Source organism: Seleniivibrio woodruffii (genome assembly GCF_029267515.1).
Taxonomy (GTDB): Bacteria; Chrysiogenota; Deferribacteres; order Deferribacterales; family Geovibrionaceae; genus Seleniivibrio; species Seleniivibrio woodruffii_A.
On the sequence record NZ_JAJUIS010000002.1, the window covers coordinates 26493 to 47685 of the forward strand.

General features: G+C 46.3%; 19 protein-coding genes. 10 read left to right on the forward strand and 9 right to left on the reverse strand.

Features of this window, described 5'->3' with window-relative positions; all coding sequences use genetic code 11:
* Window positions 1-32: 32 nt before the first annotated feature.
* From Q7P67_RS02670 to Q7P67_RS02710, 9 genes are all read left to right on the forward strand, one after another.
* Window positions 33-1043: a type II secretion system protein gene (locus Q7P67_RS02670; protein ID WP_303850340.1), complete on the forward strand. Its 1011-nt coding sequence runs from the start codon at window positions 33-35 to the stop codon at window positions 1041-1043.
* A 1-nt stretch (window position 1044) separates the two neighbouring features.
* Entirely contained in the window at window positions 1045-1740 is a 696-nt protein-coding gene (locus Q7P67_RS02675; protein WP_303850341.1) for a hypothetical protein, read from the forward strand.
* A 103-nt stretch (window positions 1741-1843) separates the two neighbouring features.
* The gene (fusA, locus tag Q7P67_RS02680) at window positions 1844-3904 is read left to right on the forward strand and encodes an elongation factor G (protein WP_303850342.1); all 2061 of its coding nucleotides are present in this window, start codon (window positions 1844-1846) and stop codon (window positions 3902-3904) included.
* A gap of 9 nt (window positions 3905-3913) precedes the next feature.
* Entirely contained in the window at window positions 3914-4831 is a 918-nt protein-coding gene (locus tag Q7P67_RS02685) for a hypothetical protein (RefSeq protein ID WP_303850343.1), read from the forward strand.
* 47 nt (window positions 4832-4878) lie between these two features.
* On the forward strand, window positions 4879-5154 hold the full coding sequence (locus Q7P67_RS02690) for an integration host factor subunit alpha (RefSeq protein WP_132873451.1): 276 nt from the start codon (window positions 4879-4881) through the stop codon (window positions 5152-5154).
* Complete coding sequence (locus Q7P67_RS02695) at window positions 5147-5461, forward strand: MerR family transcriptional regulator (protein WP_303850344.1); 315 nt, start codon at window positions 5147-5149, stop codon at window positions 5459-5461. Before Q7P67_RS02690 ends, Q7P67_RS02695 begins: the two co-directional genes overlap by 8 nt.
* Before the next feature lie 80 nt (window positions 5462-5541).
* Window positions 5542-6726 (forward strand): class I SAM-dependent RNA methyltransferase, encoded by a 1185-nt coding sequence (locus tag Q7P67_RS02700; RefSeq protein ID WP_303850345.1) that lies wholly within the window; start codon window positions 5542-5544, stop codon window positions 6724-6726.
* 165 nt (window positions 6727-6891) lie between these two features.
* Window positions 6892-7110 (forward strand): hypothetical protein, encoded by a 219-nt coding sequence (locus tag Q7P67_RS02705; RefSeq protein WP_303850346.1) that lies wholly within the window; start codon window positions 6892-6894, stop codon window positions 7108-7110.
* Between the two features lie 41 nt (window positions 7111-7151).
* Entirely contained in the window at window positions 7152-9965 is a 2814-nt protein-coding gene (locus tag Q7P67_RS02710; RefSeq protein ID WP_303850347.1) for a DEAD/DEAH box helicase, read from the forward strand.
* On the opposite strand, the gene Q7P67_RS02715 is transcribed toward Q7P67_RS02710, so the two are convergent.
* The 6 genes from Q7P67_RS02715 to Q7P67_RS02740 all read right to left on the reverse strand — a co-directional run bounded on the left by Q7P67_RS02715 (window position 9951) and on the right by Q7P67_RS02740 (window position 16388).
* Window positions 9951-11618, reverse strand: a complete 1668-nt coding sequence (locus tag Q7P67_RS02715; RefSeq protein WP_303850348.1) for a Na/Pi cotransporter family protein — start codon at window positions 11616-11618, stop codon at window positions 9951-9953. The two genes, Q7P67_RS02710 and Q7P67_RS02715, sit on opposite strands and share 15 nt — an antisense overlap.
* Window positions 11619-11718: 100 nt before the next feature.
* On the reverse strand, window positions 11719-13437 hold the full coding sequence (locus tag Q7P67_RS02720) for an ATP-binding protein (RefSeq protein ID WP_303850349.1): 1719 nt from the start codon (window positions 13435-13437) through the stop codon (window positions 11719-11721).
* The gene (locus tag Q7P67_RS02725; RefSeq protein WP_303850350.1) at window positions 13434-14105 is read right to left on the reverse strand and encodes a response regulator transcription factor; all 672 of its coding nucleotides are present in this window, start codon (window positions 14103-14105) and stop codon (window positions 13434-13436) included. The genes Q7P67_RS02720 and Q7P67_RS02725 overlap by 4 nt, the downstream gene beginning before the upstream one ends.
* The gene (gene phoU / locus Q7P67_RS02730; RefSeq protein WP_303850351.1) at window positions 14102-14782 is read right to left on the reverse strand and encodes a phosphate signaling complex protein PhoU; all 681 of its coding nucleotides are present in this window, start codon (window positions 14780-14782) and stop codon (window positions 14102-14104) included. Before phoU ends, Q7P67_RS02725 begins: the two co-directional genes overlap by 4 nt.
* 159 nt (window positions 14783-14941) lie before the next feature.
* Complete coding sequence (locus tag Q7P67_RS02735; RefSeq protein WP_303850352.1) at window positions 14942-15673, reverse strand: RNA methyltransferase; 732 nt, start codon at window positions 15671-15673, stop codon at window positions 14942-14944.
* Window position 15674: 1 nt separating this feature from the next.
* Window positions 15675-16388 (reverse strand): lytic transglycosylase domain-containing protein, encoded by a 714-nt coding sequence (locus tag Q7P67_RS02740; protein ID WP_303850353.1) that lies wholly within the window; start codon window positions 16386-16388, stop codon window positions 15675-15677.
* A gap of 101 nt (window positions 16389-16489) precedes the next feature.
* On the opposite strand from Q7P67_RS02740, the gene sfsA reads away from it, so the two are divergent.
* Window positions 16490-17188 (forward strand): DNA/RNA nuclease SfsA, encoded by a 699-nt coding sequence (sfsA, locus tag Q7P67_RS02745; RefSeq protein WP_303850354.1) that lies wholly within the window; start codon window positions 16490-16492, stop codon window positions 17186-17188.
* Here sfsA and holA read toward each other — a convergent pair.
* Genes holA through leuS form a run of 3 tightly spaced genes read right to left on the reverse strand, consistent with a single transcriptional unit; the run spans window position 17172 to window position 21103 of the window.
* Window positions 17172-18077, reverse strand: coding sequence for a DNA polymerase III subunit delta (gene holA, locus Q7P67_RS02750; protein ID WP_303850355.1), 906 nt, complete (start codon window positions 18075-18077; stop codon window positions 17172-17174). The two genes, sfsA and holA, sit on opposite strands and share 17 nt — an antisense overlap.
* Entirely contained in the window at window positions 18055-18549 is a 495-nt protein-coding gene (gene lptE / locus Q7P67_RS02755; protein WP_303850356.1) for an LPS assembly lipoprotein LptE, read from the reverse strand. Before lptE ends, holA begins: the two co-directional genes overlap by 23 nt.
* Window position 18550: 1 nt before the next feature.
* Entirely contained in the window at window positions 18551-21103 is a 2553-nt protein-coding gene (gene leuS, locus Q7P67_RS02760) for a leucine--tRNA ligase (protein ID WP_303850357.1), read from the reverse strand.
* Window positions 21104-21193 lie beyond the last annotated feature (90 nt).

The following is a 21193-nucleotide window of genomic DNA, read 5'->3' on the forward strand; positions in this document are numbered from 1 at the left end:
TTTTTAAGAGAAAATTATATTATTATATTGTTATGAAGATAAACGATAAAGGTTTTTCACTTATAGAGATGGCTATTGTGCTTGTGATATTCGGACTTGTTCTTGCGTCCGCATCATCTATCCTTACGCTTTTCGTCAACCGAGGCGGCGCGGAAAAAACAAGGCAGATGATGGTATCGGATAAAAACGCACTGGTTAGCTATGCGCAGACAAATAAAGAATTGCCTGATGATAATGACGCATTAACTGATAATGATTTCAGCGACGCTGTTTCTTATCCCGCCGACAGCAACAATCAGAACTTTTTTTATTATTCCGACCCTAATCTTTTGAAGTCCACATGGGGTCTGACTAATGCTGCTTTTGCCAATATAAGCATAATTTGCGGTTTAAGCTCCACCAATACTTCCGTCAAATTGTGTGAAAACAAAGCCTGTACTTCCCCTACTTCAACAATAAGCAATGTTGCTTTCGTAATCGTCAGCAACGGAGAGAATAAAATCAGACAGACAGCCGTCAGCGGTAACGTGATAAACGTATACCCGCAGGGGACAGACCTTGTAGGGACTAATGATAGCGATGTTTCCACCACAAAAATGAAATACGACGACATTGTTGACTGGATATCCCTTGATGAATTGCGTTCAAAGGTCGGCTGCGACGGGGAGAGCATCAAATTTATGACTCAGACTCTTCCCTATGCGAAAAAAGGAACTGCCTACTCCGTGCGTCTTTATGTTGACGGCGGTATTCCGTATGCAGGAACAGGCAACGTAGCCCAATACGGGTTCAAAATAACAGATGTTGATGATAACGCCGAACTCAGGACGGATGGGCTGAAATTTTACTTTTCTGACAGTGATGCAAACGAGTTGCTTACCACCGCTTCAACATTCAGTCAGGGTTCTTTTGTGCGAATTGCAGGAAACAGCTCGAATTTTTCTCAGCAAGTGTATAAAATAACTATAGAGGTGCAGGACAGAACAATGGCAGCTAGTAGCACTCACTACACCAGAACATTTATAATAAACGCGACAAACTGACATGATAGAAAAAATAACACCTTCAAACGTAACATCAATATCCGCAGGCAGAAAGCAGAACATACAGAATACCGCTGTGTCCGACGTGCGCACGGAAGAAACCGAAACGTCCTCTTCCGAAACACAGCAGACAGCTGCACAGATCAGAAACAGGCTGGATTCTCCATATTTGCAGGCGCGTGACGTTCAGGCGAATATCAGTTTTCAGCAGTCAAGAAACTATGCTCTGCTGGACGTTAACAGCAAGCTGCACGACCTGCGCAGCCTTGCTTTGCAGTATACTAACAACAATCTTTCACTCCCGGAGCAGGACGCGATTGTTGCGAAAGCCGAACAGGCGCTCTATGCCATTGATCAGACTGCCGCATCTTCCCAGTTTCTCGGAACAAAAGTGATAAGTGACGCTGATTCACGGGAACTTGGGCTTGAAGTGATAAACCTTGAAACTGGCGACCCGGTGGGGCAGATTAACAGCGCAATGAAAAAAGTGGCGGCAAAACTAGCCATGAACAGTGCCCAGAGCGACACGGCGGATATCCGGCTTGAAAATATTAAAAAGTCTGCCGCAGATATTATCTCCGAGTTTCAGGCGGAACAAACGGCGAGAAGCATTATGAACGCCATACAAAACGCCTCGCCGGACGATATGTATTCCGGTCTTGAATCCTCTAAAACTGCTGAACTCCTTGGAATCTGACAAATATCAAATTAATCTGACATTTCTCCGCCCGTTCTGTTGTTTCCGCTTTGTCCCATGATATAATTGATATATCGCATCCGACATTTCAGGAGGGTGACCTATGGACATTCGAAAAATACGGAACATCGCTTTTATTTCTCACGGAGGTGCGGGCAAGACGAGTCTGGTTGAGGCCATTCTTTTCAACGCCAAGGCAACGAACAGAATAGGAAGTGTGGAAAACGGTACCAGTGTCATGGACTTTGACCCTGTTGAGATCGAAAGACACCTTTCCCTGCACGCAAAAGTCTGCTCAATCGAGTGGATGGAAACCCTTATCAACATCGTGGACACACCCGGATATGCAAACTTCCTGCACGAAACAAGGGCAGGTCTGTCCGCTGTTGGCGGCGCAGTGGTGATAGCTTCCGCTATCACCGGCGTTAAAGCTGAAACCCAGAGAGTATGGAAATTCGCAGAGGAGTTTGACCTCGCTAAACTTATATTTGTCAATAAAATGGACAAAGATCGTGCGGATTTCTTCCGCGCGCTTGGTGATATCGAGAAATCATTCAAGATAGACCCGCTGCCTCTTTTCCTGCCCATCGGAAAAGAAGCGGATTTCAAGGGTATAATCGACCTTGTTAAAATGAAAGCATACATCTATCCTGCGGAACCAACTGCGGCTTATCAGATTGAGGAAATTCCCGCAGACCTGCTGCCGGAAGCTGAAAAGTACAGAGTGAAGCTCCTTGAAGCGGTGAGTGAAACCGACGACGACCTCATAGAAAAATATCTGGAAGAAGGCGACCTCTCCGAGGAAGAGATTACCAGAGGGTTGCGCGAAGGTACAATTGCCAAAAGATTTATTCCCGTAATATGCGGTTCCGCTGTTAAAAATATCGGCAGCAAACTGCTTCTGGAAGCTATCATAAAATACCTGCCGTCTCCCGTTGAGCGCGAACACAGGATTGCCACCATGGAAGAGACAGGCGAAGAAATATTCGTTGACCCAGCAAGCAAGGAGTTTTCTGCATACGTCTTCAAGACGTTCATAGACCCTTTTGCCGGCAAGCTCACTATCTTCCGCGTATATTCCGGCGAGATAGTTAACGACAGTGAAGTTTATAATACCAATGCAGGAAAAAAAGAGAAAATAACCCAACTCTATCTTCTTCAGGGCAAAAACCACGTTAAAGTGGATAAGCTCACCGCAGGCCAGATAGGCATGGTGAACAAGCTGAAATATACGGAAACTTTCGATACTCTGTGCGACCCGAAACGCAAACTGGCTTTCCCGAAATATCAGCTTGCCGAACCTGTTCTGGCATATTCCATCAAACCTAAGTCGAAAGACGACGAGGACAAGGTTTCAATGGGCGTTCACAGGCTCATGGAAGAGGACGTTGGGCTGCGTGTGGACAGGGACGAGCGCACTGGCGACCTGCTTGTTAAGGGTATGGGACAGATGCACATCGAGGTAGTTGTTGAAAAGCTGAAAGACAAGTTCGGAGTAAGCGTGGAGCTTAAATCTCCTAAGGTGCCCTATATGGAGACAATACGCAAACCTGCCAAGGGACAGGGAAAATATAAGAAACAGTCCGGCGGTCGCGGGCAGTACGGCGACGTATTTATCGAACTGCACCCAAACAGCGGCAACGGATTTGAATTTGTTAACAATATAGTTGGCGGTTCCGTTCCGCGACAGTACATCCCCGCGGTTGAGAAAGGTATCATAGAAGCGGCGGAAGAGGGCGTTCTCGGCGGTTTCCCGATGATAGATTTCAAGGCGGTTCTCTACGACGGATCATACCATACGGTGGATTCTTCTGAGATGGCATTTGCAATAGCTGGCTCGATGGCATTTAAAAAGGTTGCATTGGATGCCAAACCTGTGTTACTTGAACCTATTATGAATCTGGACGTTTTCGTGCCCGATGATATGACGGGTGCTGTGATAGGTGATCTGAACTCAAGACGCGGACGCATTGTCAACGTTGAGCCGGAGACAAACGGTCAGCACATCAGATCGCAGGTGCCTATGTCTGAGGTATTGAAATATGCTCCGGATTTGCGTAGTATGACAGGCGGACATGGTATGTTCACCATGGAGTTCTCTCATTATGAAGAACTGCCGTCCCACCTTGTTGACAAGGTGGTCACAGAAAATAAAGGGGCTTAATCCGGTTAGATGAATGAAATAAACCTGCTGAAATATCACAACAGGAGCGCCAGAGAGATACACATGCTCCTGAAAGGGGAGCTGAGAGACGATTTTTTCAGCCGTGTGGTCTTCAGCGGAAAGGATAAGGCGGGCGGCAGACGTCAGGGTCTGTCCCTGCCTTTTATAATCCTCGCAGCATTCATATGCTCGCTTTCCCCGTCTTTTGTCATATATACCAAATATATCAAACAGCAGGAAATAACAGTCCCCGCCATAGACAAAACATTGAAGAATATAATGCCTTCACACGATATTCCCCAAAAAACCGAGAAACCTGACCCCATGGTTCTCGAAGGGTATTCGAAAATAGGCGTACTGGAAGAGGGAGTACAGGAAGGGCAGCAGGGCGTTTTGATCGTTTCCGATTATGTCCCGCCACAGGAAGAGAAAGAAGACAAACCGGAAGAAAAAATTTCACCGATAACGAACATGGGCGAACCTCCGAAACGTATCCCGCAGAGAAACGTTGAACTTCTGCCCATCTATTCCGGTAACTATAAGATTCTGTTCACAGGTATCGACGCCCAGGCGACAAAGGACGTTAAAATACTTGCCGATAATAACGACCTCAATATGACAAGGATAGGTTCCGAGCGGAGAGAAAACAAAAAATGGCATGTATATAAATTTGATAGCCGTTCATCACTCGTTATTTCGGGTAGGAAGGTCAGATATATAAAAAGCTATGACGACAGCGGTTCCGCTATGGTTTTTCTGCAGGCGAATAATATAAAAGGTCTAATAGCACCAGAAACTTCCAAAACCGATCTGTATGACATTGAAGTGTGCTGCACCAGCCAGGAACTGGCGCAGAAACTGGCAAATGCAAGCGGTATCGGACCCACAAAATATAAAATCTTAAATGAGAACGATAAAAACCGTTGACGACAGGAATTTAAGCAGATACACTCAATAGTAGCGTGGAGGTTTATATGACTAAAGCTGATATTGTTGAGTTGATTCACGAGCGCCTCGGACTTACTAAAAAAGATATCGCAAAGGTTGTCGATGAACTTTTTACTGAGGTCCGCACAAAAATCCTCGAAAAAACTAACGTTAAAATTTCCGGTTTCGGCAACTTCGAAGTTAAAAAAAGAGGACGCAGAATAGGTCGTAACCCCAAGACTGGTATCGAAACTGTTATCGAGCCCAGAACTGTTGTTGTCTTTCGCCCCAGCCAGATATTTAAAGACGAGGTAAATGACTAAGCTCTATTACAAAATAGGCGAAGTCTGCGAAATTACCGGTCTCAGACCATCTGTTTTACGTTTTTGGGAAAAAGAGTTTAAACAGCTTCGACCTTCAAAATCAGGCGGCGGTCAGCGGTTTTATACCGAGAAGCACGTTGAGCTTGTGCGTATGCTCATGAAGATGCTGTATGAAGAAAAATACACCATCGAAGGGGCAAAGAAAAAGCTCAAAGGCTTAGGCGGTGAAGATGAACCGTGCGACAAAACAGAAAGTGAAGCTGTTAAAGCCGAACTCATTGATATACTTAAATTTTTAAACTCCTGACAAGTTCAGGAGTTTTTTGTTTTTTTCCTTTCTTGCTTTTATCCCGTTTTTCTGTATAGTCCTATCTCCGGAGATTAAAGATGAAATTTGATAAAAAAAGCGAAATCCTTATTACATGCCCTAAAGAGATACCGCAGTATCTTGAAAAAGAACTGAAAGCGCTCGGTTTTCCCGTGCTTTACACCAGAAAGGCTGCCGTTGCAACTGAGGGAACACTCAACGACTGCATCTATCTGAATATGCACATCCGCACCGGGCACCGCGTTCTCTGGTGTCTGGACAAATACAGAATACAAAACCCTGACGTTCTCTATAAAAACGGGCGTAAACTGCCATGGGAAGAGATTATTCCTCAGAAGGGATATTTCAGCGTTTCCGCATCCGTTCTGAACGATACTATTAAAGATACGCGATTTGCATCTTATAAACTTAAAGATGCCATAGTTGACCGTATGCGCGAGAAAACTGGCAACAGACCTGATTCGGGACCAATGGAGGACAGGACTGTAATCTTTCTTTACTGGAAAGAAAACGACTGTGCCGTTTATCTTGATACGTCAGGCGAACCGCTTTCTAAGAGGGGATACAGAACAAATCCCAACAAAGCGCCCATGCAGGAGACTTTGGCAGCGGCTGTGCTTATGGCTACCGGATACGACGGCTCCACGCCGTTCGTCAATCCAATGTGCGGAAGCGGCACCATAAGCATTGAAGCGGCGATGATAGCCACAAATACGCCAGCAGGCGCATACAGAAAGAACTTCGGTTTCATGCACATCGTCGGATATGACCCGCAAGAATATGAAAAGGTACGCACGAAAGCCATGGATGGAGTGCGCAAAAAACCGGATATCAAGATTCAGGCATCAGACATCAGCCGCGACGCTATTATAGCTGCGCAGACCAATATAAAAAACGCTGGTTTTGACAACATAATACACGTCCAGCGCTGTGATTTCAGAGAAAGCCACCTGCCCAAAAGCGGTAACTTCATTCTTGTGGTAAACCCTGAATACGGTATGCGCCTTGGCGACCAGCAGGCGCTTGAACCTATATACGAAGCTCTTGGCGATTTCTTCAAACAGAAGTGCAAGGGCAGCAGATGCTTTATATTCACGGGCAACCTTGACCTTGCTAAAAAGGTCGGGCTGAAAGCATCCCGCAGACACGTCTTCCACAACTCAAATATCGAGTGCCGCCTCATGGAATATGAGATGTATGAAGGCACGAAGAGAGTGAAGGCTGACGAGGAAACATCAGGATAAAAATTTTGTCATTGCGTGGAGTTTTGTGGACGAAGCAATCTTGAAATAAAGACTGCTTCACCTTAGGTTCGCTGTGACATAGTCTTGGTTGAAAAGTGACCGAGCAGTTGTGGCAATCTCGTTAAAAACTGCTATAATAGAATAAATAACACCGAGAGGCTATGTATGTTCTGGACAGGATCTATACTGTTTTTTATCTCTATTCTGCTCGGATTCAAATTCAAATTCTTTCAGCTTGTGGCGCTTGTGATAGTGTTGATATACGTTATTCTTGTGCCTTACTATTTCCTTATCATGAAGACTTGCCGCAACTGCGGACAGAAGAACCCGCCGTTCAGAAAAAAATGCTCATGCTGCGGCGAGGAGAACTGGAGACAGCGCTGAAAATCGGTTGACCTCTTTTCTGTGCGGGCATACAATCCCTGATGCAGAAAGTTGAGAACATCGTCAGCTACATCAAACAATCCCGTTTTGGTGAATATGTCAGTTTTAATAAGGTATTCGATGCGAAAGATGCTGAGACGGTTCCTCTCGGCGTGATAAAATCTGACATAATACGGGATGCACTCGCCGACACAGGCATAGAATCGCTCTACACCCATCAGGCGGAGAGCTACGAAGCTGTGTGGCGCGGAGAAAACGTTCTTATAACCACCCCCACAGCTTCGGGCAAGTCCCTCTGCTACAATTTGCCTGTCATCGAAGATATTTACCACAACAGAAACGTTACCGCTCTGTATCTGTTCCCGCTGAAAGCGCTGGGCAGAGACCAGATGCGCAGTCTGGACAATTTTTTAAGCCATATTCCCCTTGGTGCAGGTATTAAAACAGCCGTCGTTGACGGAGATACTGACAAGAAACTGCGCCGTAAAATACAGAAAGACAGACCGAACATAATATTCAGCAACCCCGACATCATTCATTATTCCGTCCTGCCGAAACGGGACGAGTGGAGCGATTTTCTTTCGGGGCTGAAATACATAATAGTTGACGAACTCCACACCTATCGCGGTGTGTTCGGCAACCATGTCTATAATCTTTTCGCGCGGTTCATGCGCCTCTTTCCAGACGTTCAGATAATTTCCTGTTCCGCCACCATAGGCAACCCGCTGGAATTGGCGGAGACTATGTTCGGGCGGAAATTCACCCACATAGACAAAAACGGTGCGCCGCAGGGCAGACGCCATTTTATGCTGATAAGTCCAGATATCCCCCTTGTTACCATGAGCAGTTTTCTGCTGAAAACCAATATAGAATCGGGATTGAAGACCATCTGTTTTACGAAATCCAGAAAGCAGACCGAGCGGATATTTGCTAATCTGCTGAACTCAGACAGTTCATACGCAAAAATTGTTTCCTCCTATAGGGCAGGGTTTCTGCCGGAAGAGCGAAGGGAGATAGAGAAAGACCTTGCCGAGGGACGTTTAAAAGCTGTGGTATCGACTTCTGCGTTCGAACTGGGCATAGACATAGGCGGGGTGGACTGTACGCTTCTGGCTGGCTATCCTGGGTCTCTGATGAGCCTCTGGCAGAGAGCCGGAAGGAGCGGACGGCGCGGCACTGACAGTCTGATAATTATGATAGCCGGCAACGACGCTCTCGATCAATACTATGTTAAACATCCGGAAAAGCTCTATGAATCGGCTTTTGAGAACGTCGTGCTTGACACGGAGAACGAGAACGTGAACAAGGCGCATATCAAATGCGCGGCGTATGAGAAGCCGATATCCGTTCATGAGGAATACTACGCGAAAAACCGTGTACTGATAGACAGGATGGCGCTTGAAAGCAGTCTGTTTGTGAACGGCGAGGGCACTGAGTTCTTTACGCTGGCTAAGTTTCCTTATATGGAAGTTGACCTCCGCATGGCAGGAGACAGCTACACCATCCACTGCAATAACACTCTCATTGCCACAGCATCCGGCAGACGCGCCTATATGGAGAATTTCGAAGGCGCAATATATATGCACCGCGGTAACAACTTCATCATAAAGTCCGTGGACAAGGCGAAACGCGAGATACACGCGGAGCCGTTCAGGGGCAACTATTACACCATGCCCAACACCGTTAAGCAGACCATGGTTGAAAAGACCATCCGCGAAACTGTTATAAAGGGCATAAGCGGCGCTTTCTGCGGTTTGAAGGTCACGGAACAGCTCGTTGGATTTTCGAAGATATCCACCCGCACAGGGGAGAAGATAGCCGATACGGAACTTGAAGAGGTGCCGATTCAGTTTGTCACCAAAGGGCTGTATGTTCTGATACCGGACGCTGTTAAACGCTCGGTTGAGGATGCTGGTTACAACTTCATGGGCAGTATCCACGCTTTCGAGCACGCCATGATATCGGTGATACCGACGTTTTGTCTGGCGGCGCGTGACGACGTTGGCGGTATATCCTACCCGTTTCATCCGCAGCTCCAAAGCTCAGCAGTGTTTATGTACGATGGTTATCCGGGCGGCATAGGTATAAACGAGCGGGTTTTCGGGATAATCGACAAGCTGATGGAAAGGACTCTTGAACTGGTGCGCGGCTGCGACTGCGAAAGCGGATGCCCCGCGTGCATATATTCCCCCAAATGCGGAAGCGGGAACTATCCGCTGGACAAGCAGGGCGCTGTGCATATTATGGAAATGCTTCTGAAAGGCGGATTTGAGATGAAAACAACAGAAATCAACGAAACACCGAGAACCGATACTCTGGTTTACGATATAGAGACGAAATACTCCGCGGACGATGTCGGCGGCTGGAAAAATGCCGACAGGATGGGCATATCCGTGGCGGTGATATATTCGTTTGAAAAGGATGCCTACGAAACTTACATAGAAGGGCAGGAAGAGGCGTTCATTCAGAGGCTTGAAGGTGCGAAGGTCATAATAGGATTCAACAATATCGGTTTCGACAATAAAGTTATCACAGGCTACCGCAAACCCGATTTCACGAAAACCATAGTTTTCGATATGCTGGCTGATGTTCTGAACACCACCGGACGCAGGTTTTCACTGGATAATCTCGCAGGTGCATCCATAGGCGCGCAGAAGAGTGCCGACGGGCTTCAGGCGCTTGAGTGGTACAAACAGGGCAGAATAGACCTGATAGCCGAATACTGCAAAAAGGACGTTGAGGTAACAAAAAACCTCCTGCTCCACGGAATGGAGGGAGGTTTTGTTAACGCTGTTCTCAAAGAAGGGGCGGTTATCCGCATCCCGGTAAGCTGGGATTCCTTACGACGTCTTTAATCCTTTCTCTTTGCTGAAAACCATTACCTGCGCGATGTTATAAACGTGGTCGGCAGCTTTTTCAAGGTTGTTGACTATGTCAACGAAGATAAGACCTGAGTTGATGTTGCATTTGCCTTCGTTAAGTCTGTGCATGTGGTTGTTTTTGAACTTTTTGCGCAGACTGTCCACAAGCTCCTCATCGTTAAGATCAATCTCTTTTATGTCGTCGTCCGTACCGTAGTGGGCGATTGTTGCCACTGCGAATCTTTCAACCACATCAAACATATATTTGATCTCGCGGTCAGCCTCTTCGGAAAACGCCATATTCTTGCGGAGCATCCTGTCGGTGAATTTAGCTATGTTGTCCGCGTTGTCGCCGAGCTTTTCAAGGTTTTGTATGACGTGTGTGAGTTCTTCGATTGTTTTTGCTGTGGATGCGCTTATGTTCTGTCTGGAAAGGAGTGATAGGAATTCGTTGAATTCCGTTTCATACTGGTCCAGTTTAAACTCCATGTGCTTTATGTCGGACACCTTTGATATTTTGGTATTGTATGATTCTCTTGAGAGTCGGAGCATATCGAGGGATATCTTCGACATGTTCACAACCTCTTTCTTTGCCTGCGCGACGGCTATGGAGGGTGTCTTGAGCATGTTTGCATCCAAACGGAGAAGTTTGGTCATAGTGTTCTGTTCGGGTTTGATTATCCTTTCGCAGAGTTTGGCAAGCTGCGGCAGGAAGGGCAGGAACACTATAGTGTTTATAATGTTGAAAGACGTATGCAGGTTTGCGATATGTCTTGCTATGTTTGGTTTTGACCCGTCAGCAGCGATAAAGTCAACCGCTCCTGGGGTTACGGCATCCACAAAGTGTATGAGAACCGGAAGCAGAACAAGCATGTAGCAGACGCCTATTAAGTTGAACATGAAATGTCCGAGAGCTGCCTGTTTCGCTGTCCTGTTTGCGCTGATCGCTGCAAGGTTGGCAGTTATGGTTGTTCCGATGTTTTCGCCGAGCACAAGAGCTGATGCAGCCGTGAAATCCACGATACCGGTTGTCGCAAGGGCTATGGTGATACCGACCGTTGCGGAACTGCTCTGAACTATCATTGTGAGCGCGGCGCCTGCAAAACATGCAGCTATCGGGTTTCTGGAGAAGAAAACAAACATATCTGTGAACCATTTAAGGTCTTTAAGAGGTGCAAAGGAATGGGTCATTGTTTCCATTCCGAAGAAAAGAAGACCGAAACCGAGGACTATCTCTCCGTAATATTTCAGCTTCGCATTTGAGCTGAACATTGCAAATACGACACCTATACCTATGCAGGGCATAGCCAGGGCTGTGACTTTAAATGCAATCAACTGTGCGGTTATCGTTGTTCCTATATTTGCCCCGAAAACAACGCTTAATGCCTGCATGAGGTTCATAAGCCCGGCATTTACGAAACCTACCACCATAACGGTTGTTGCTGAAGAACTTTGAATAACTGTTGTAACTATGGCTCCGACAAAGGTGCCTACGAATCTGTTTGATGTGAATTTTTCGATTATTCTTTTAAGACCGTCCCCCGCACTTTTCTGAAGCCCTTCAGACATGAGCTTCATACCGTACAGGAACATACCCAGTCCGCCCATTGTGCCGAACAGGATTTCCACCCATAGGGAGTCAAACATATACCACCGCCGCTGTTTTTTAAGTCAGCGACAGAATACCTAAATGTTAAAAAAATGCAAGACAAAAGTCAGAGATTTGTTATGTTAAATTTTTGTCAAATCAGGCATTATCCAGATTTTTCTCCTTTTCTTCAAGGACTACCGTAAAAGTATTGCCGTTTTTTCTGTTTGTTTTGACGAATACTTTCCCGTCATAAAGACCGACAATATGCTTAACGATGGAAAGTCCGAGACCGGTGCCTGTGGAGTTCTGGTTTTTGGATTTGTCCATTGTATAGAAGCGTTCAAAAATTCTTTGCTGCTCTTCAACGGGGATTGCGGGACCTTCGTCTGCAACGTTCAGAGTTATCTTTCCTTCCGCCTGTTCAAGGCTCACAGAGATATTGTTTCCGGTTGAGTATTTGACTGCGTTGTCCACCAGATTTGTAACTACGCTCATAAGGTGTTCGCGCAGGATATAAACGTCTGATGCGTTCGTTTCAAATGTGATGTTCTGGGGTCTGTCATTGTAATATGCTTCTATCTCTTCTCGCAGTTCAGTAAGATTCGTCGGTTCTTCAAGGTGTATCTCTTCGCGGAGCATCTCAAGCCTGTGGAGCTTGAGGATATCGTTAATAAGCAGGTTAAGCCTGTTTGAACTGCTGTAGATTATATTTATGAATTTGTCGTGGAACTTCTTGTCCATGTCAGGGTCGTTCATGATGGTTTCTGAATAGCCCATTATCATTGCAAGAGGTGTTTTAAGCTCGTGGGTTATGTTTCCTATCAGCTCAGTTTTAAATTGCTCGTATTCGGCGCGCTCTGTCACATCAAAAAAAGCGACCAGCTTTTCGTTGTCGAAAACTCTCATATAAACTTCGTATACCCGCCCTCTGAGGTTCTTTTGAAGCCTTTTGTAATCGGCACTTGTCAGGATGTCGGTGAGGAATGAGAGGGCTTCCATGTCGTTCGTCTGCTTAATTATGTTCTGTCCCTCTTTAAGATTGAAACCGAGATACTGTGCTGCCCTCTGGTTAAAGTGCAGAACAGAGTCCTTGCTGTCCAGAAGGATGATTCCCTCTTCAAGTATGCCGAAGATATGATTGAGTTTCTGCTTTTCATGCTCAAGCTGTTTTGTTTTCTGGAGCATAGAGTTGTATATTCTGTAGATTACGCTTACCAGTTTTGTGAGTGTTTTGTCGCTGAAAGAGGGGAAGTAAACCTTTGTTTCGCCCGCCTCGATTCTGTCCGCCACAAGAGAAAGCTGATGGATTGGGTTGCTTATGCGTCTTGCCAGATAGAGAGAGATCAGCCCCACTGTGATGAAAAGAAAAATGTAGGTAGTGACGTTCTGTTTAAGCTGTTTCGACTGGATGGCGGTGATGTCCGCCATGGGGTATGAAACGCGCACAACCAGATTGTCGTTATATTTGACCGCATAGTAGTTCATGGATTCTTCAGTCGTTGTGCTTCTTCTTATGGAGCTTCCGGAACCTTTTTCAAATGCTTCAACAATTTCCGGTCTTGCTGCATGGTTTTCCATCTTTTGAACGTGGGGAAGGTCGTAGTATGAATCGTCAATTACCGTACCGTCTCTTTTTATGATGGTTACTCGTATATTGGTGTTTTTTGAAAGTTCCGCGAGTTTTGCGTGTATCTGCGGGTCGAAGCTGTCCGTGAAATGATATCCTTTAAGTATTTCCGCTTTGTTTTCCATTTCTGAATGAAATTTTGCCGATTCCGCCTGAAGCGTAACGTTATTGCTCACTTTCCATCCGAAACCGAGTATTATGGCAACGGGAATGTAAATTATCAGAAATACTTTAAGGTATGATCTCATATGTCTGCTCTGTATCCTATTTTCGGTACTGATTTGATGAATGAACCTTTATCGCCGAGTTTTTTGCGGAGAGATGAAACGTGCGTATCCACAGTTCTTGTGTACACGTCGGACTCATATCCCCATACGGCGTTGAGTATCTGGTTTCTGGTGAAGACCCTTTTCGGGTGTTTCAGGAGCATCAGGAGCAGTTCGTACTCTTTGTTGGTAAGGCTTACGTCCTCTCCGTCAACAGTAACCGTATAATTGCCTGTGTCGATATTGATGCCGTTTATGGATATCACTTTCGATTTTATGGCGGGGTTTCTGCGCAGGATAGCGTTTATCTTTGCAATGAGTATCTTTATGCTGAACGGCTTCGTAAGGTAGTCGTCGGCACCCATCTCAAGTCCGTTGATGATATCCTGTTCTGTGTTCTTCGCCGAAATGATGATTATCGGTACGCCGGAGAACTTTTTGTTGTTGCGCACTATCTGGAGAAACTGCATCCCTTTCAGACCGGGGAGCATAAGGTCGAGGAGAATTATATCCACGTCGTTGTTTTCGAGGTGGATGAGACCTTCGTTAGCGTTGTCAAAACAGATGGTCTCGCAGTTCTCTTTCGAAAGGTTATAGGAGATGAGATCTCTTATCTCCTCGTGGTCTTCGATGACAAGGACTTTTATCATGCTTCCTCCTCTTCAACGTTGATTACGGTGTGGCGGATTATTTTGCCTTCAACCATATAATAGACCATTTCCGCAATGTTTGTCGCGTGATCAGCTATCCTTTCCAGCCTGCGTGAGATGTTCAGCAGGGAAAGCACTGTGTGCAGCTTGCTGACATCCTCCATGGTGTATGTCAGAAGCTCTCTCATGACCTGATCGTTGAGCTGGTCTATCATGTCGTCGCGTTTAATGACGTCGAACGCCATTTTTGTGTCGGAGTTGAAAAATGCTTCCAGAGCATCGTGTATCATGCCTGTAGCTATATCCGCCATCTTGGGTATGTCGATGTAGGGTTTGAGCTGTGGCATCTCTGAAAGTTTAATGGAGTCGCGGCATATGCTGACCGCATGGTCGCCCACACGTTCAATATCGGTGATTATTCGTGTCGCCGTGATGATGTATCTGAGGTCAACCGCTTTCGGTTCGAAAAGCGCCAGCATTTTTACACAGTGTTCGTCGATGTCAACGTCCAGCCTGTCGAGTCTTTCGTCAATCTCTATAACGGAAAGAGCGAGATCCTGATCGCGGTTAACAAGAGATTTTATGGATTCCGCAACCATTTTTGTGGCTGTGGTAGCCATTTCCGCGAGCATACCTTTGAGCTGGATGTATTCTTTTTCGTGTCTGAATGCTGTCATATTTTCTCACCTCATTAATACCGAAGGCGTTTGTGTTTCTGCCAGTATAACATTAATTACGGCAAATTGAACCCTTTCGGCTTCTGCACAACAATAATTAAGTTGTGTAAGATGTCTGTGAAACTAATGTCAAAGAAATGTAAAATTATTGGTTTTGTGTCAGAAAGTGTGTGTTTTGTTCAGAACGGTGATGTGTTCGGCAACCGCTTTTCCAAGTATGGAGAGAAGAAGCTGAACTTCTCTTTCGGTGAGCGTCTTTGATTCAGTCATAAGCCTTATCTCATCAAATATTTTGTCAGGATTCTGGGTGTTGAGGCACCCGAAGGTTTCAAGAAACAGCCGCATCTTGCCTATAAGAGCGTCGGTGAGCTTTCTGTCGGCGTATTTAACGTCATTATGCGGTGTCCTGTCAGGAGTGTTCTTTATCTCCCAGAGAACGACCAGAACTGCCTGTGCAAGGTTCATGCTGGGGAACACATCAGATGTGTCGAGGCTGACAAATCTGTGACATGCGGAAAGCTGCGTGTTTGAGAGTCCCGCTTTTTCGTTTCCGAAAAGCAGTCCGGCTGTCATACCTTTTGATGTGATATCTGCGAGTGTGTTTTTAAGTTCAGAAAGGGGGATATGCAACCCTTCAGTTGCTGGGGTGCGCATACTGATCCCGATTATCTTGTCGGAACCTGACAGAAGGTCGTCAAAATCTTTAGCATGGCTGGCGTTTTGGAGGATATTATCCGCTGCCAGAGCGTATTTAAGCGCTGTGGGATGGAGTTTGTCCAGTCTTCCGTAATATGAGAGATCGGAAAAACCTGTGTTTGCCATTGCGCGGGCTATAAAGCCCATGTTGACAGCGCCCTCCGGATTGGCGAGCAGAACCCTTATCCCTTCCAAATCAGCTTGTCCTGTTGGAAATTCTCAGTATTCTTTCGTAGTTTGTCATAACTGCTCTGTAATACTTTTCCGAAACGTTTCCGCCGCTGCGTATCTGTTTCTGCAGATTCCCCGGACCCATGTTATAGGCTATCAGGGCGTATTTCTGATTATCGTATTTGTTCAGCAGGTATGCAAGATAGCTTATCCCCACGCGGATGTTCTTTTGAGGATCGAAAAGGTCGGAACGGTTTTCAAGGTTGATGTTGTCGTGCATGTCGGAAACGTAGAAGGCTGTGCCGGGGAGAACCTGCATAAAGCCCACCGCTCCCTTGTTTGAAACGACGTGTCTGCGGAATGAACTCTCTGTCTTGATAACCGCCAGAACCAGATAGGGGTCGATGCCCTTTTCAAAGGATTCCGAAGCTATAAGATATGCGAAGTCCATATAGTTCATACCGCCTGTGTTGGGACGGTATATTTCCAGTACATTTTTGATATCCATAACCAGAGCGGCGAACGAAAGTCTGCGTTTTTCGTTTTCCAGACTGTTTGAAAACTGCCTGTAACTCTCTGAATCGATGTTGTTTTCTGAGCTTATTCTGTCAACTGTTGAGCTGATTGCGGTGAGATAGACCACGTTCATAATAAGAAATCCGAAAACAACAATTGTTATGGACACAAAGAGTGCTGCCAGAGTATTCTGTGCCCTATTAGTAATTCGTATGTTTAACATGATTCCCGGTATTTTTGTGTTTTGAGCATATTGATGAGAACAAAATATTAGCCGGAGAGGCAAAAGTAAAGGGAAATTTTCCAGATTTAGGCAGGACGCAGATGTACAGGTACCCCAAGTTATTGAGAGGAAAGTTCATAAAAAGATATAAAAGATTTTTCGCTGACGTGCTTCTGGAGGGCGAGGTTGTCACGGCGCATAACCCGAACACCGGCACCATGAAGTGTATTGTTCAGGAGGGCAGGGACGTTATCCTCTCCGTTTCTGACAACCCCAACCGCAAACTTAAATATACTCTGGAAGGCTTTCTGGTGGACGGCAAATGGGTGCTGACCAACACGATATTGATGAATTCAGTGGTTAAGCGCGGGATTCTGGATAACGAAGTGGAAGAGCTTAAAGACTGTACCTTTCTGAAAAGCGAATATAAATTCGGAGACGGGCGCATAGACTTCTACGGTGAGCGGGCAGGTGGCAGATTCCTTGCCGAGGTGAAGAACGCCACGCTTTTCGACGATGAATACTGTATGTTTCCGGATGCAGTGACCGAACGGGGACGCAAGCATATCGGACTGCTGCTGGATGCCATGGAGCAAGGGTACACTCCGTATATGGTATATGTGTGCCAGATTGACAGACCGCTTTTCCGCGCCGCGCACGAGATAGACCCTAAATATTCGGAGGCGCTTGATGATGCCTGCGGCAAAGGGCTGAATGTGATAACTGTAATGACTGATTTCGATATCGGAAAGGGAGAGGTCAGGCTCGCTAAAGGGGGAGTTTTCAGAGCAGACCGATGAGGCGCGTAAGATATCCTTCGTCGTCCGTCTGTCCGGTCTTCACCATATAGTCAAGCTCGGCAAACACTCCGAAAAGGTTTATAAGCTCCTGCTGCTTCCACGCTTTCGCACCGGTCTTTATCCTGTCCAGCAGAAAGAAGCGGTTTTCCTTCACCATGTCTTTTGAAACCTGCATACCGTAAACGTCGCGCATCCGCTTGAACAGCAGGTTTATCAGTATCCTCAGGTTCTCGCCGGACTCTATGAATTCTGTCAGCAGAACGAAACACTCCTTCCGCTTCCTGTATGTGAAATTATCTATGAAAACGAAGATGTTGTCCTGACGCTTCGCCGTGATGGCTTTCAGTATGTCCGACTGAGTTTCAGGCTTTTTATAAGCAAAAAATGCGGTGAGTTTGTCAACTTCACTATTTATCATGGACAGGTTGCCGTCGAAAAGCTCGTTTATCTGACCTGCCGCGGAAGTGTCTATTTTGAAACCGGCATCGGAGAACATTCGGATGACTTTGCCGGTGATATCCTGTTTTTTGCTCTCTTCTACAAGAAGGTTGAAGCCAGCGGCGGCAAGCGCCTCCGATAGTTTCTTATCGGTTTTGGTCTCTTCCGTCATTATTATAATGGATGATTCGATGCAGTTTGCGCAGCTTTTTACAAAGGCTGCCTTGTCCTTAACGTCGTTGAAAGATTTTACTACCGCGGCTTTGGATTCGCTGAAAAGGGGAGCGGAACTGATGAAACCGAAAAATGAACCGCCGGAGAGTTCTTCGGGGTTGAAGGTTTCCGTTTCGCAGTCCTCTATCTTTTCCAGTATTTTTTTCGACTGCTCGTCCTGAAAAAAGCTGCTTCCGGCTATATACCAGAAGGGTTTACCTGAGGTTTTCGAACTCATATCTGAAATCTTCCAGAGCGGTTCTCACAGCCTGACGTATAGCGTCGTTTCTGTTCGCCAGAGAGCTGGAAAGTGATGATGTCTGGCTGTAGGTCACTGTTGAGGCTAAGCTGCGTGCATATTTGTCTCCGCCGTTTTTGTCTTTGACAACCACGTTGACAACCACTGACAGGTCGAAGGTTGCTGTCTGACCGGATGTGAGCTTAACCGCAGAGGCTGACGTGACGTCAGTCAGCGTGATATAGCCTACGTTTTCAGTTGTGTCCTTTCTGCCAAGTGCGTTTATGGAAGCGAAATATGACTTCACCTCGTTTGTGAAAAGCTGATCGACGTCAACCTCTTTGGAGGTGTTCTCTATGGATGCGGGGTATATGGCAAACGAAGCCTTTCTTCCCGTAAGGGCTATCTTATAGCCGCATCCGTAAACAAAAAGCGTTATCAGAAGTACGGAAAGAAGGGCTTTCTTTTTCATGTTATTTCACCACGAAGTTAACCAGTTTGTTGGGGACGTATATCTTTTTCACAAAAGTTACGCCTTCGGTATATTTTGCCACGTTTTCGTTGGCAAGGGCAATCTCAAATACGTCATCCTGTTTCATATCTCTGGATACGTTGATCTGTCCTCTGAGTTTGCCGTTGACCTGAACCGCCACGACAATATCGTCTTTAACGGTGTGCGAAGCGTCAAATTTTACCCAATCAGCTCTGGATACAAGTCCTTCCATACCTGTTATTTCCCACAGCTCTTCGCAGAGGTGGGGTGTGAAAGGTGCAAGGAGTTTTATGAGCGTCACCAGACACTCCTTAAAGAGTGCTTTATGTTCGTCCTTAATCTGCGGCTCGGCGGAATAGAGGCTGTTGACAAACTCCATCATTGCAGCAACCGCTGTGTTGAGCTGGTAACGTTCGATATCCTCTGTCACCTTTTTAACGGTGGAGTGGAGAGCGAACAGCAGCTCTTTTGTGAGAGCATCGTCTGCGGTGCCGGCGTGTTCGGCTTTTATAAGCTCAAGGTTGTTGAAAACAAGCCTGTAGACCCTGTTCAGGAATCTGAAAGAGCCTTCAACGCCGGAATCGCTCCACTCAAGCTCTCTTTCGGGGGGGCTTGCAAAGAGAATGAACAGCCTTGCGGTGTCCGCGCCATATGTCTGTATGAGTTTATTGGGGTCGATAACGTTCTTTTTGGATTTGGACATCTTTTCAACGCGTCCGATGGTGACGTCTGCTCCGCATTTTGCGCATTTGCCGTCTTTTGACTCTTCGGGGAAGAGCCAGCCGTCGTTAGGGCATTTGTACGTTTCTTTGCAGACCATCCCCTGGGTAAGGAGTCTCTTGAACGGTTCGTCGATGGAGACGTAGCCGAGGTCGCGCAGCACTTTAGTGTAAAAGCGTGCATAGAGCAGGTGGAGGATGGCGTGTTCGATACCGCCTATGTACTGGTCAACATTCATCCAGTAGTTTGCGTCGTCCTTGTTAAATGGTGCAGTGTCGCATTTCGGTGAAGTGTATCTGAGGAAATACCATGAGGATTCCATAAAGGTATCCATGGTGTCGGTTTCGCGTCTTGCCGGTTTGCCGCATTTGGGGCATGTGGTGTTTACGAAAGATTCAACCTTGTCCAGCGGGTTTCCGCGCATTTCGGGGTTAAAATCCACATCCGGCAGTTTTACCGGAAGCTGGTCGAAGGGTACGGGTACGCTTCCGCAGCAGTCGCACTGGATGAAGGGGATCGGTGCGCCCCAGTATCTCTGACGGGATATCTGCCAGTCGCGCAGACGATAGTTCACTGTGCTTTTGCCGAGATTATGGCTGTCCAGATAGTCCACTATCGCTTTTTTCGCGGATTCGTTGTCCGTTCCGTCGAAACAGTCGGAGTTTACAAGTTTTCCAGCGCCTGTGTAGGCTTCGGTCATTGTATCAAGCTCAAGCCCGTCTTTGGGCATGATAACTATTTTAAGTTCGCAGTTGTATTTCTTTGCAAATTCAAAGTCTCTCTGGTCGTGTGCGGGAACAGCCATAACGGCTCCAGTTCCGTAGTCCATGAGAACGAAGTTAGCAAGGAAGATGGGCATGTGGTATCCGTTGACAGGGTTTATGGCGTATCTTCCTGTGAAGACGCCTTTTTTCTCTTTATCGTCCGCCATACGGTTTATTTTGTCGTCTTTCAGGATGGAGTCGATAAACTCAAGTCCCTCTTTCTCCTGTTCCGTTCCGGCGAGGAGTGATTTTGCCATAGGGTGTTCGGGGGCAAGGGACATGAAAGTTGCTCCGAAGAGCGTATCGGGGCGTGTTGTGAACACGGTTATTTTTTCGTCGGAGTGGGTGAGGGCAAAGTTTATCTCGGCACCGTATGACTTGCCTATCCAGTTCTGCTGCATTGTGAGAACTTTTGAAGGCCAGCCGTCCATTGTGCCTGTACATTCGAGAAGTTCATCTGCGTAATCGGTTATTTTCAGATACCAGCCGTCAAGCTCCTTAATGCGTACCTCGTGACCGCAGCGCCAGCATTTGCCGTCCTCAACCTGTTCGTTGGCAAGAACTGTGTTGCAGTCGTCGCACCAGTTAAGCAGTGATTTCTTTTTATATACCAGTTCTTTTTCATACATCTGTATGAAAACCGTCTGCTCCCATCTGTAATATTCCGGTTCACAGGTTGCGACTTCCCTGTCCCAGTCATATGAGAGACCGAGCTTTTTAAGCTGAGCCTTCATATAGCTGATGTTGGATTTTGTCCATACTGCGGGATGTGTGGAGTTTTCTATTGCTGCGTTTTCTGCGGGAAGACCGAACGCATCCCACCCCATGGGGTGAAGCACGTTGAACCCCTGCATGAATTTATAACGGGAGATAACGTCGCCTATTGCATAGTTACGGACGTGCCCCATGTGTATTTTGCCCGAAGGGTACGGAAACATCTCCAGACAATAGAACTTCTCTTTATTTTTATCTGTTTCGACCTTGAAAAGTTTTTTATCTTCCCAGATCTTCTGCCATTTTTCTTCGATTTCCAAAGGGGTGTATTTCATTTAAGAGCCTCCGATTGCTGAGAGTAAAAGCTATCAAAAATAGGTTAATATATCAAGAATTATTGAGGTGTAATTTAAATGACATTTTTT

What these genes read in the sequence shown, in the direction of transcription:
- holA (WP_303850355.1), bottom strand. Translation starts at nt 18,077, where the DNA reads ATGAGTTCGAAAACCTCAGGTAAACCCTTCTGGTATATAGCCGGAAGC.
- Q7P67_RS02710 (WP_303850347.1), top strand. Translation starts at nt 7,152, where the DNA reads ATGCAGAAAGTTGAGAACATCGTCAGCTACATCAAACAATCCCGTTTT.
- Q7P67_RS02685 (WP_303850343.1), top strand. Translation starts at nt 3,914, where the DNA reads ATGAATGAAATAAACCTGCTGAAATATCACAACAGGAGCGCCAGAGAG.
- Q7P67_RS02725 (WP_303850350.1), bottom strand. Translation starts at nt 14,105, where the DNA reads ATGATAAAAGTCCTTGTCATCGAAGACCACGAGGAGATAAGAGATCTC.
- Q7P67_RS02675 (WP_303850341.1), top strand. Translation starts at nt 1,045, where the DNA reads ATGATAGAAAAAATAACACCTTCAAACGTAACATCAATATCCGCAGGC.
- leuS (WP_303850357.1), bottom strand. Translation starts at nt 21,103, where the DNA reads ATGAAATACACCCCTTTGGAAATCGAAGAAAAATGGCAGAAGATCTGG.
- Q7P67_RS02695 (WP_303850344.1), top strand. Translation starts at nt 5,147, where the DNA reads ATGACTAAGCTCTATTACAAAATAGGCGAAGTCTGCGAAATTACCGGT.
- Q7P67_RS02705 (WP_303850346.1), top strand. Translation starts at nt 6,892, where the DNA reads ATGTTCTGGACAGGATCTATACTGTTTTTTATCTCTATTCTGCTCGGA.
- Q7P67_RS02670 (WP_303850340.1), top strand. Translation starts at nt 33, where the DNA reads ATGAAGATAAACGATAAAGGTTTTTCACTTATAGAGATGGCTATTGTG.
- Q7P67_RS02690 (WP_132873451.1), top strand. Translation starts at nt 4,879, where the DNA reads ATGACTAAAGCTGATATTGTTGAGTTGATTCACGAGCGCCTCGGACTT.
- Q7P67_RS02715 (WP_303850348.1), bottom strand. Translation starts at nt 11,618, where the DNA reads ATGTTTGACTCCCTATGGGTGGAAATCCTGTTCGGCACAATGGGCGGA.
- fusA (WP_303850342.1), top strand. Translation starts at nt 1,844, where the DNA reads ATGGACATTCGAAAAATACGGAACATCGCTTTTATTTCTCACGGAGGT.
- phoU (WP_303850351.1), bottom strand. Translation starts at nt 14,782, where the DNA reads ATGACAGCATTCAGACACGAAAAAGAATACATCCAGCTCAAAGGTATG.
- Q7P67_RS02740 (WP_303850353.1), bottom strand. Translation starts at nt 16,388, where the DNA reads ATGTTAAACATACGAATTACTAATAGGGCACAGAATACTCTGGCAGCA.
- sfsA (WP_303850354.1), top strand. Translation starts at nt 16,490, where the DNA reads ATGTACAGGTACCCCAAGTTATTGAGAGGAAAGTTCATAAAAAGATAT.
- Q7P67_RS02720 (WP_303850349.1), bottom strand. Translation starts at nt 13,437, where the DNA reads ATGAGATCATACCTTAAAGTATTTCTGATAATTTACATTCCCGTTGCC.
- lptE (WP_303850356.1), bottom strand. Translation starts at nt 18,549, where the DNA reads ATGAAAAAGAAAGCCCTTCTTTCCGTACTTCTGATAACGCTTTTTGTT.
- Q7P67_RS02700 (WP_303850345.1), top strand. Translation starts at nt 5,542, where the DNA reads ATGAAATTTGATAAAAAAAGCGAAATCCTTATTACATGCCCTAAAGAG.